A 10,499-nucleotide genomic window follows, 5' to 3' on the forward strand; every position below is an offset into this window, starting at 1 on the left:
GCCAGCACGCCAGCACGCCAGCCCGCCAGGAAGCCAGCACGCCAGCACGCCAGGACACCGGGACGCCGGAGCGCCAGGACGACAGGAAAGCCGGACACCAGGACACCCGCACACCCAGGGGGACCCAGATGACTGCCCATGCGTCGGGCCGAGGCCCGGCCGACCACCCGTTACTGCCCGAACTGCTCCTGCGCACCGCCGCCGAGCGCCCCGACGACCCGGCGGTGATCAGCGGCGACGAGCGGCTGACCTTCGCCGAACTGGTCCGCCGGAGCCGGGGACTGGCCGGGCACCTGCGGGGCCTCGGAGTGACCGCGGACCAGTGCGTGGGGCTGTTCGTCGAGCCCTCCACCGAGGTGCTGACCGGCGCCTGGGCGATCCTCCTCGCGGGCGGCGCCTATCTGCCGCTGGCCCCGGAGTACCCCGAGGAACGCCTGCGCTTCATGATCGAGCACTCCGGCGTGAAGGTGATCGTCGCCCAGGACCGGCTGGTCGAACGGCTGACCGCACTGGCGCCCGCCGGCACCGTGGTCGTCCGCGCCGAGGACGACCACCCGTCGGCGCCGGTCGCCCCCGGTGCGGTCGCCCCCGGTGCGGACGGCCCCGACCCCGACCCCGACCCCGGCGCGCTGGCCTACGTCATCTACACCTCGGGCAGCACCGGTCGGCCCAAGGGCGTGATGATCGAGCACCGCAGCATCGCCCACCAGATGGCCTGGCTGCGCGCGGCGCACGGCATCGACCGGACCCGGGTCGTGCTGCAGAAGACGCCGATCAGCTTCGACGCCGCCCAGTGGGAGATCCTCGCCCCGGCGGTCGGCGCCACCGTCGTGGTGGGCGGGGCCGGCATTCACCGGGACACCGAGCGGCTGGTCGCGGCGGTCAAGGCGCACCGCGTCACCACCCTCCAGTGCGTCCCGACGCTGCTCCAGGCCCTGCTGGAGACCGAGGAGTTGGAGTCCTGCCGCACGCTGGAGCAGGTCTTCACGGGTGGCGAGGCGCTCTCCAGATCCCTGGCCCGGAGCTTCCTGGAGGCCCTGCCCGGACGCGAGTTGGTCAACCTCTACGGTCCGACCGAGTGCACCATCAACTCCTCCTCCTTCGTGGTGACCAAGTCCTCCGTCGGCGACGGCCCCAACTCGGTCTCCATCGGCACCCCCGTCGACGGCACCGAGTACCGGATCCTCGGCCCCGACGGCGCCGAACTGGGCGTCGGCGAGATCGGCGAACTGTCCATCGGCGGCGTCCAGGTGGCGCGCGGCTACCTGCACCGGCCCGACCTGACCGAGCAGCGCTTCACCGAGAACCCGGACGGCGGGGGGCGGTTCTTCCGCACCGGCGACCTCGCCCACTGGAACGCCGACGGCACCGTCCAGTTCACCGGCCGCGCCGACAACCAGGTGAAGCTGCGCGGCTTCCGGGTGGAGCTGGACGAGATCCGGCTCGCCATCGAGACCCACGACTGGGTCCGGCACGCGGCCGTGCTGGTCAAGGACGACCCGAGGACGGGCTTCCAGAACCTGATCGCCTGCGTCGAACTCGACCCGAGGGAGGCCGCCCTGATGGACCAGGGCAGCCACGGCGCGCACCACCAGTCCAAGGAGAGCAAGCTCCAGGTCAAGGCGCAGCTGTCCAACCCGGGCGTGCGGACGGCGGCCGAGCTGGCCGGTCTGCCCTCCGTCGACCTGCCCGGCCGGACGGCCACCGAGGCCCAGCGCGCCCTCGCCTTCGCCCGCAAGACGTACCGCTTCTACGAGGGCGAGGCGCCGGTCTCGGAGCGCGACCTGCTGGCGCTGCTGGCCCGCCGCCCGGCCTCCGCCGGGCGTTCGCGGCCGCTCGCGGAGCTGGACGCCGGGGCGCTCGGCGCGATCCTGCGCAACCTGGGGCAGCACCTGAGCCCGGAGCGGCTGCTCCCCAAGTACGCCTACGCCTCGCCCGGTTCGCTCTACGCGACCCAGGTGTACCTGGAGATCACCGGCTTCCCCGGCATCCGGCCGGGCATCCACTACCACCACCCGATCGACCACCGCCTCGTCCTGGTCTCACCCGCGACGCCCGCGACGCCCGCGACGACCGCGCCGCGCCTGCTACCCGGACCGCGCCGAGCGCCCGACGACACGGCCGCCGCCGCGACCCCCCGGATCCGGATGCACTTCCTCGGCCGCCGCGGCGCCATCGAGCCCGTCTACCGGACGAACATCACCGAGGTCCTGGAGATCGAGACCGGCCACATCGTCGGTCTCCTGGAGGAGGTCCTCCCCGCCTACGGCCTCGACCTCGGGCCCGCCCCCTTCACCCCGGAGGTCCGGTCCCGGCTGGGCGTCGCCGACCAGGACCACTACCTCGGCAGCTTCGACTGGACGCCCTGGCGCGGACCGCGCGAGGACCGCGACCTCGACCTGTTCGTCCAGGTCCACCCCGGCAAGGGCGTGGACCTCCCGGCCGGGCAGTACCTCCACGAGGACGGCCGGCTGCGCCTGGTCTCGCCCGACCTCGTGCTGCGCAAGCAGGTGATCGCGATCAACCAGGCCGTCTACGGCCGGGCGTCCTTCGGGGTCACCGTGATCAGCCGCAGCCCGCAGCGGTGGCGGCGCTACCTCGATCTGGGCCGGGTGGCGCAGCGGCTGTCGCTGAACGGCCTCGACCTCGGCTTCATGTCCTCCGGCTACAGCTCCCGCGGCGGCGACGACCTGCCCTCGGCCCGGCGGTTCGACGGCATCCTGCGCGAGCTCGGCCGGCCGGGCGGCGCCTCGTACTTCCTCCTCGGCGGCCGGGTCAGCCGCGAGCAGCGGCGGCACGAGGGCATGCGGGAGGACGCGGTCCACATGCGCGGCCCGGCCGAGCTGATCCGCGACGACCTGGTCGACTACCTGCCGGACTACATGATCCCCAACAAGGTGGTGGTGCTCGACGCGCTGCCGACCACCGCCAACGGCAAGATCGACCTCAAGGCGCTGGCCGTCTCGGACCGGGTCGTCGCGGGCCCCGCCGACCGGCCGTTCGTGGCGCCCAGGGACGAGACCGAGCGCCGGGTGGCGGTGCTGTGGCAGGAGGTGATGAAGCAGGAGAGCGTCTCCGCGCAGGACGACTTCTTCGCCTGCGGCGGCAACTCGCTGCTGGCCGTCACCCTGGTCAACCGGATCAACCGGGCGTTCGGGGCGGCGCTGCCGCTGGAGGTGGTGTTCACCTCGCCGACCGTCGAGGGCCTGGCCCGCCGGCTCTCCGGCGGCCCGGCGGAGCGCACCTCGCGCCTGGTGCCGCTGACCGGCGCCGGTTCACCCGCGCCGACCGGCACCGGCTCACCTGGCGCACGCCCCGTCTTCTGCTGGCCCGGCCTGGGCGGCTACCCGATGAACCTGCGGCTGCTGGCCGAACGCCTGGGCACCGAAAGGCCGTTCCTCGGCGTGCAGGCCCACGGCGTCAACCCGGGCGAGGTCCCGTACCCGACGATCAGGGAGATGGCGGCCGAGGACGTCCGGGCGCTGCTGGAGGTCCAGCCCGAGGGCCCGTACACCCTGTGGGGCTACTCCTTCGGGGCCCGGGTCGCCTTCGAGACGGCGTACCAGCTGGAGCAGGCCGGCCACCCGGTCGACCACGTGTTCCTGATCGCCCCCGGCTCGCCCCAGGTCCGCACCACCGGGACCCGCCCCGAGGACCGGACCGCCAGCTACAGCAGTAGGGCCTTCGTGGCGATCCTGCTCTCGGTCTTCACGGGCACCATCGACAGCCCGCTGCTGGAGCGCTGCCTCGAGGTGGCCCGGGACGACGAGAGCTTCGCCCGCTTCGTCGGCGAGGGCATCCCCGGCCTGGACCCGGACCTGGTGCGCCGGATCGTCCGGATCGTGGGGACGACCTTCGAGTTCAACTACACCTTCCGCGAACTGCGGGAGCGCCGGGTCTCGGCCCCCATCACCGTCTTCAAGGCGCGGGGGGACGAGTACTCGTTCCTCGACGGCAGCAGCGGCTACTCCGCCGACCCGCCGACCGTCGTCGAGCTGACGGCCGACCACTACTCCCTGCTCCGGGCGCCGGACGTCGACGAGCTGGTGACGGCCGTCCACCGCCGCCTGCACCTCCGGAAGGACACCGTGATGCCGCACGTCAACATCAAGCACTTCCCGATGGAACTCAGCGACACCCGGCAGGCCGAGCTGCTGGCGGCGGTGACCAAGGCCGTCACCGACGCCTTCGGCTGCGACGAGGGCGTGGTGTCGATCGCGGTCGAGTCGGTCGCCGAGGAGAACTGGACCGAGCAGGTCTACATCCCGGAGATCGTCAACCGCCGGGACATCCTCGGCAAGGTGCCCGACTACCGCCCCGACGCGCTCTGATGGGCGCCACCGTGACGCCGACCACCGCCCTCGCCCACCGGGCCGTGCCGCTCGTCCTGACCGAGGAGGTGGCGGACGCGCTCCACGAGGGCCGCCCGGTGGTGGCGCTGGAGTCCAACGTCATCACCCACGGGCTGCCCTACCCGGACAACGCGGCGACCGCCCGCAAGGTCGAGCAGGCCGTCCGGGCGGGCGGCTCGGTCCCTGCCACGATCGCGGTCGAGGGCGGCCGGATCGTGGTCGGCATGACGGACGCCGACATCGAGCGGTTCGCCTCCACACCGGGCATCCCCAAGGTCAGCAGCCGGGACCTGCCGGTCGTCCTGGCCCAGGGCCGGACGGGCGCGCTGACGGTCGCCTCCTGCCTGGTGGCGGCGGAGCTGGCGGGCATCCCGTTCTTCTCCTCGGCCGGCATCGGCGGGGTGCACCGGGGCGCGGCCACCACCATGGACGTCTCCTCGGACCTGATCCAGTTCACCCGGTCCAAGGTCGCGGTGGTGTGCGCCGGGGCGAAGAAGATCCTGGACCTCGGCCTGACGCTGGAGTACCTGGAGACCCAGTGCGTCCCGGTGGTCTCCTACCGCTCGGACGACTTCCCGGCCTTCTACTGCGCGTCCAGCGGCTTCCGCAGTCCGCTCCGGCTGGACGACGACGAGCTGGTCGCCCGGGCGGTCGAGAACCACTGGGCGCTCGGCAACCGGGGCGGCTTCCTGGTCACCACGCCGGTCCGGCCGGAGGAGGCGATCGACAGCGAGGAGGTGGACGCCGCGATCGTCGAGGCGACGGCCGCCGCCGACCGGGACGGCATCCGGGGCCAGGCGATCACCAAGTACCTGATGCGGGCGGTGGACGCGGCCACCGAGGGCCGCTCCTCCCGGGCCAACATGGCGGTGCTGATCAGCACCGCCGAGGTCGGCGGCCGGCTGGCCGCCGCGTACGCCCGGCTCCGGGCACACCTCTGACGCCGCGTCCCCCCACCTTTCCATCCCCCCACCCGACCCGACACACATGGACGGACACCACACCATGACGCTTCAGCAGCAGTCCACCTCCGAGGCCGAGTCCTACCGCCCGCTGGTCCCCGAGGCGCAGGTGAAGGAGATCACCGAACTGCGCCGGGCCCTGGGCGAGCTGGGCGGCGAGGAGGGCGAGCAGACCGTTCCCTTCCTCGGCCTGACCCTGCGGGTACCGGCCTCGGTCATGACCCCCTGCCCGGTCTCCCCGATGCTGGGCGGCGCGGTGTTCGCCGAGGTCAAGCCCGGTGACCGGGTCCTCGACATGGGCACCGGCAGCGGTTCGCTGGCCCTGATCGCCGCGAAGAAGGGCGCCGACGTCCTGGCGGTTGACCTCAACCCGGACGCCGTGGCCGCCGTGCGGGTCAACGCGGAGCTGAACCACGTCGCCGACCGGGTGGAGGCGCGCGAGAGCGATGTCTTCGCCGCGGTCGAGGGCCGGTTCGACCTGATCGTCTTCAACCCGCCGTTCCAGTGGTTCGCCGCCGCCGACTACGCGGACGTCGCGGGCACCGACGCCGGCTACCGGGCGCTGACCCGCTTCTTCCGCGAGGCCCGGGACCACCTGGCGGAGAACGGGCGCATGGTCCTGTTCTTCAGCACCATGGGCGACGTCGCGTACTTCGAGAAGCTGGTGGCGGACGGCGGCTTCACCCACAGGAAGGTCTTCACCACCACCCAGCCGGTCCTGGACGTGGCGGTCGACTTCACCGTGCACCGCCTGTCCTGACCCCGGCTGTCCTGACCCCGCCTCTCCTGACCCGCCTTGTCCTGACCCCGGCTGTCCTGACCCGCCTGTCCTGACCCCGCCCCGCCGGGGCCTCCCCGCCTCGGGGGAGGCCCCGGTCCCGACGCCTCGACCGCCCCGCCGTCACTCCTCGGTGATCCCCAGCAGCTCCAGGAAGGCCGCCGCCGCCGGGCGCGGGCTCTCCCGCCCCCAGATCACGTACTCGGCCCGGGACGGCGCGTCCGTCACCTCGATCGTCACCATGCCGGTCAGGCCCGCGACGTACCGGGGCGGCAGCAGCGCCACCCCCAGGCCCGCGGCGACCAGCCGGGCCAGGTAGTCGGCGTTGGTCACCTCGAAGGCGACCTCGCGGGTGAGACCGGCCGCGGCGAACGCCAGATCGGACTGGGCCCGCCCTGCGGTCTTCGCCGGGAGGTCGACGAACACCTCCGAGGCCAGCCGCCGCAGGTCCACCGAGCTCTCACCGGCCAGCGGGTGGTCCGGGGAGACCACGGCGACCAGCCGCTCCCTGGCCAGCTCCCTGGCCATCACCCCCCGGGGGTGGGCGGTGACCGGGATGCCGAGGAAGGCCACCTCGATCTCGCCCTGCCGGACCTGTTCGACCAGTTCGTCGCTGGCCCCGACGCTCAGGCTGATCCGGGCCTTCGGGTGCCGCTGGTGGAACTCGCCGAGCACGGCGGGGATGTCCACCGCCGCGACGGTGGGGATCAGCCCCACCTTGAGGAGTCCGCGCACCTCCCCGACGGCGGCGGCGACCTCGGTGGCCGCCCGTTCCGCCGCGTCCAGGCACTGCCGGGCGGCGGGCAGGAAGGCCGCCCCGGCCGGGGTCAGCCGCACCCGGCGGCTGGTGCGTTCGAACAGCCGCGCGCCGAGCTCCTTCTCCAGTCGCGCGATCTGGTGGCTGAGCGCGGACTGCACCACCAGACAGCGCTGGGCGGCGCGGGTGAAGCTGTTCGTCTCGGCCACCGCGATCACGTAGCGCATCTGCTGGAGCTCCATTCGTCCATCGTGATCCGTGATGCATCGGGTGACAAGCATGTGTTGGACTCATCGATGCGCGCGGCCCGACACTGGAGGCGACCGCACACGGCCGGAGCCGCCCCGGGGCGACTCCACCGGGCGGGCCCCCGACCGGGGTCCGTTCGTCCTGTCCGGACGCCGTGCCGCCGTCGCCCTCTCCCCGTTCACCCGCACCTGGGCGCACCCCGCCGAGGCGTGCCCGCGCGCGCCCGTGCCGCCGCCCGTCAGACCGAAAGGACGAGCGACCGCCATGAGCGCCACGCCGGCCAGTCCCGACACGATCACCGCCGACATCTGGGTCGACCCCCGCTGCCCCTGGGCGTGGATCACCTCCCGCTGGATGCTGGAGGTGGAGCAGGTCCGGCCGGTCGAGACCCGGTTCCACATCATGAGCCTGTCCGTGCTCAACGAGGGCCGCGAGGTCCCGGAGAAGTACCGCCAGGGCATGATCGACGGCTGGGCCTGCGTGCGGGTGTGCATCGCCGCCCAGGAGCAGCACGGCACGGAGGTGCTGCGCCCCCTCTACAACGCCATGGGCCGGCTGATCCACCACGAGAAGGCCGGGCTCGGCCACGACATGATCACCGCCGCCCTCAAGGAGGCCGGGCTGCCGGTCGAGCTGGTCTCGGCGGCGGACGACGACTCCTGGGACGAGAAGCTGCGGATCCAGCACCACGAGGGCATGGACCCGGTCGGCTCCGAGGTCGGCACCCCCGTGATCCACGTGCCCGGCCCGGACGGCGAGCCGCTGGCCTTCTTCGGCCCGGTGCTGACCCCCGCCCCGCGCGGCGAGGCCGCCGGGAAGCTCTGGGACGGCGTGCTGGCGGTGACGAGCACCGACGGCTTCTTCGAGCTGAAGCGCGGCCGCGACCGCGACCCGATCTTCGACTGAGCCGTTCCCGCTGGGCCGTCCCCGCCGGGCCGACCGGACGTAATCCCACGGTGCTTCCCACCGGATGTGAGGCGAGATCGACATGACGAGCAGACGGAACCTGTCCACGGTGGCCCTGACCGGCCTGGCACCGACGGTGTGGGGCAGCACCTACCTGATCACCACCGAGCTGCTGCCCCCGGACCGGCCGCTGCTGGCGACCACCATGCGGGCCCTGCCGGGCGGCCTGTTCCTGCTGGCCCTGGGCCGGAAGCTGCCGGTCGGCACCTGGTGGCTGCGCGCGCTGGTGCTCGGGGTGCTGAACATCGGCGCCTTCAACTTCCTGCTGTTCGTCGCGGCCTACCGGCTGCCGGGCGGCATCGCCGCCGTGATCATGTCGGCCCAGCCGATGTTCGTGGTGATCCTGGCGGCGCTGTTCCTCGGTGAACGGGTGAGAGGCGTGCACGCGCTGGCCTGCGCCCTGGGCGCCGGGGGTGTGGCCCTGCTCGTCTTCAAGGGCAGGGTGTCGCTGGACGCCGTGGGCGTCCTCGCCGCGGTCGGCGGCGCCCTGTGCATGGCCTCCGGCATCACCCTCACCAAGCGGTGGGGCCGCCCCGAGGGTGTCAGCCTGCTGACCTTCACCGGGTGGCAGCTGACGGCCGGCGGCCTGGTCCTGCTGCCGTTCTGGCTGTCGCTGGAGGACATGCCGGACGGTCTGACGGGTGACAACGTCCTCGGCTTCGCCTACCTCATCTCCCTGGGCGCGGTGCTGAGTTACATCGTCTGGTTCCGGGGGATCGGGCTGCTGCCGGCCACGGCGGTGTCCTTCCTGGCACTGGGCAGCCCGGTCGTGGCGACGCTGCTGGGCTACCTCTTCAAGGACCAGACGCTGTCGCTGCTCCAGCTCCTCGGCATCGCCGTGATCTTCCTGGCGGTCGTGCTCGGCCAGTCCCGTCCACCCCGGAAGGAACCCGGGGCCGCGCCTCCCGGGCCCCTCGCGTCCGGCACCGGCGCACGCGCCCTCGAAGAGGAACGCAGCGGATAGCGGCACGGGCGCACCGCACCACGCTCACCACCTCGTCGGTCCCGGCGCCGCCCCGGCGCCGGGCACCGCGCCCGACCACGTCCGCCCGACCACGTCCGCCCGACCACGTCCGCCCGACCACGTCCGCCCGACCACTTCCGGAGATATGACATGACCACGCAAGAAGAAGAAGTACCCGCGGTGACGTTGCGGAAGAGCGGTCCGGCGGCCGACGGCTGGCTCGGTGTCGCCGCCATCACCGCGAGCCTTTTCGTCTTCCTCACCACCGAACTGATGCCGATCGGCCTCCTCACCCCGCTCAGCGAGAGCCTGGACGTCTCCGTCGGCACCGCCGGTCTCATGGTCACGGCCCAGGGCGTCGCGGCCGGCCTCGGCGTGCCGTTCATCGTGGCCTGGACCCGCCAGGTCAACCGGCGCAAGCTGCTGACCACCCTGCTAGGCGTCCTGGCCGTGGGCAACCTGATCACCTCGATCGCCCCCAACTACCCGCTGATCCTGGTCACCCGCATGTTCATGGGCTTCGCCAGCGGCGTCTTCTGGGCCATCGGCGTCAGCATGGCGATGCGCATCGTCCCGGAGAAGCAGGCCAACCGGGCCGCCGCCGTCGTGATGTCCGGCATCTCGATCGCCACCGTCGTCGGCATCCCGCTCGGCACCCTGCTGGAGAGCGTCAGCTCCTGGCGCACCACCTTCCTGATCTGGGCCGGCCTCAGCGCGCTGGTGCTGCTCGCCGTCGCCGTCACCATCCCCTCGCTGCCGTCGGCGAACGCGGTCTCCGTCCGCGAGGTCTTCGGACTGCCGGTCAAGAACGTGCCGCTGCGCGTGGTCCTGGTCATGGTGGTGTTCTTCGTCCTCGGCCACTTCGGGGCGTACACCTTCGTCCGCCCGTACCTGGAGAAGAGCACCGAGGCGAGCGTCGGCTTCATCACCGTCGTCCTGATCGTCTTCGGCGTCGGCGGCGCGATCGGCAACTTCATCGGCGGCCAGAGCGTCAACAAGAGCCTGCGCGGCAGCTTCGTGGCGGGCGGCCTGCTGCTGATCGGCGCCCTGGTGATGCTGCTGACCATCGGCACCAACGACTTCGGCGTGATCGTCGCCATGGTGCTGTGGGGCCTCGCCTTCGGCGTCGTCCAGCTCAGCCAGATCAACATGACGCTCGCCGCCGCGCCGGAGACCTTCGAGGCCGCGATGTCGCTCAACACCATGGCCTACAACACCTGCATCGCCCTGGGCGCCCTGATCGGCGGCCTGTTCGCCGACCACACCGGCGTCAAGAGCGTCGTCTGGTTCGGCATCGTCCTGGTCGGCCTCGCCGTACTCCTGCGCGCCGCCACCGGCCGCCGCGCGGTCCCGGCGGCGAGCTGACCCCTCGAACCACCGGAGCCCGGTACGGACGCCGCGCCACCCCCGTCGCGACGTCCGTACCGACCCCTCCGGTGAGGTGGGGGCGGGGCCCCCGCGACCGCCGGGC

At 72.6% G+C, this 10,499-nt stretch carries 7 protein-coding genes; 6 read left to right on the forward strand and 1 reads right to left on the reverse strand.

Going from position 1 to position 10,499, the window contains the following annotated elements; all coding sequences use genetic code 11:
• Positions 1-128: 128 nt before the first annotated feature.
• The 3 genes from SM793_RS13650 (at position 129) to SM793_RS13660 (ending at position 6,074) form a co-directional block, all read left to right on the forward strand.
• Complete coding sequence (locus SM793_RS13650; protein ID WP_320438422.1) at positions 129-4,331, forward strand: amino acid adenylation domain-containing protein; 4,203 nt, start codon at positions 129-131, stop codon at positions 4,329-4,331.
• Complete coding sequence (locus SM793_RS13655) at positions 4,331-5,293, forward strand: pseudouridine-5'-phosphate glycosidase (RefSeq protein ID WP_320438423.1); 963 nt, start codon at positions 4,331-4,333, stop codon at positions 5,291-5,293. The genes SM793_RS13650 and SM793_RS13655 overlap by 1 nt, the downstream gene beginning before the upstream one ends.
• Before the next feature lie 64 nt (positions 5,294-5,357).
• Positions 5,358-6,074, forward strand: coding sequence for a methyltransferase (locus SM793_RS13660; protein WP_320438424.1), 717 nt, complete (start codon positions 5,358-5,360; stop codon positions 6,072-6,074).
• A 141-nt stretch (positions 6,075-6,215) separates the two neighbouring features.
• Here the strand turns inward: SM793_RS13660 and SM793_RS13665 are convergent, their stop codons facing one another.
• Positions 6,216-7,091 carry a LysR family transcriptional regulator gene (locus tag SM793_RS13665; protein WP_320438425.1) on the reverse strand — a complete coding sequence of 292 codons (876 nt, stop codon included), beginning with the start codon at positions 7,089-7,091 and terminating at the stop codon, positions 6,216-6,218.
• Positions 7,092-7,362: 271 nt separating this feature from the next.
• Between SM793_RS13665 and SM793_RS13670 the strand changes: the two genes are divergently transcribed.
• The 3 genes from SM793_RS13670 to SM793_RS13680 all read left to right on the forward strand — a co-directional run bounded on the left by SM793_RS13670 (position 7,363) and on the right by SM793_RS13680 (position 10,393).
• Positions 7,363-8,004, forward strand: a complete 642-nt coding sequence (locus SM793_RS13670; RefSeq protein WP_320438426.1) for a disulfide bond formation protein DsbA — start codon at positions 7,363-7,365, stop codon at positions 8,002-8,004.
• An 82-nt stretch (positions 8,005-8,086) separates the two neighbouring features.
• The gene (locus SM793_RS13675; RefSeq protein WP_320438427.1) at positions 8,087-9,028 is read left to right on the forward strand and encodes an EamA family transporter; all 942 of its coding nucleotides are present in this window, start codon (positions 8,087-8,089) and stop codon (positions 9,026-9,028) included.
• 150 nt (positions 9,029-9,178) lie between these two features.
• Positions 9,179-10,393, forward strand: a complete 1,215-nt coding sequence (locus SM793_RS13680) for an MFS transporter (RefSeq protein ID WP_320438428.1) — start codon at positions 9,179-9,181, stop codon at positions 10,391-10,393.
• Positions 10,394-10,499 lie beyond the last annotated feature (106 nt).

It is taken from the genome of Kitasatospora purpeofusca (assembly GCF_034043715.1).
In the GTDB taxonomy this organism is placed as follows: Bacteria; Actinomycetota; Actinomycetes; order Streptomycetales; family Streptomycetaceae; genus Kitasatospora; species Kitasatospora purpeofusca_A.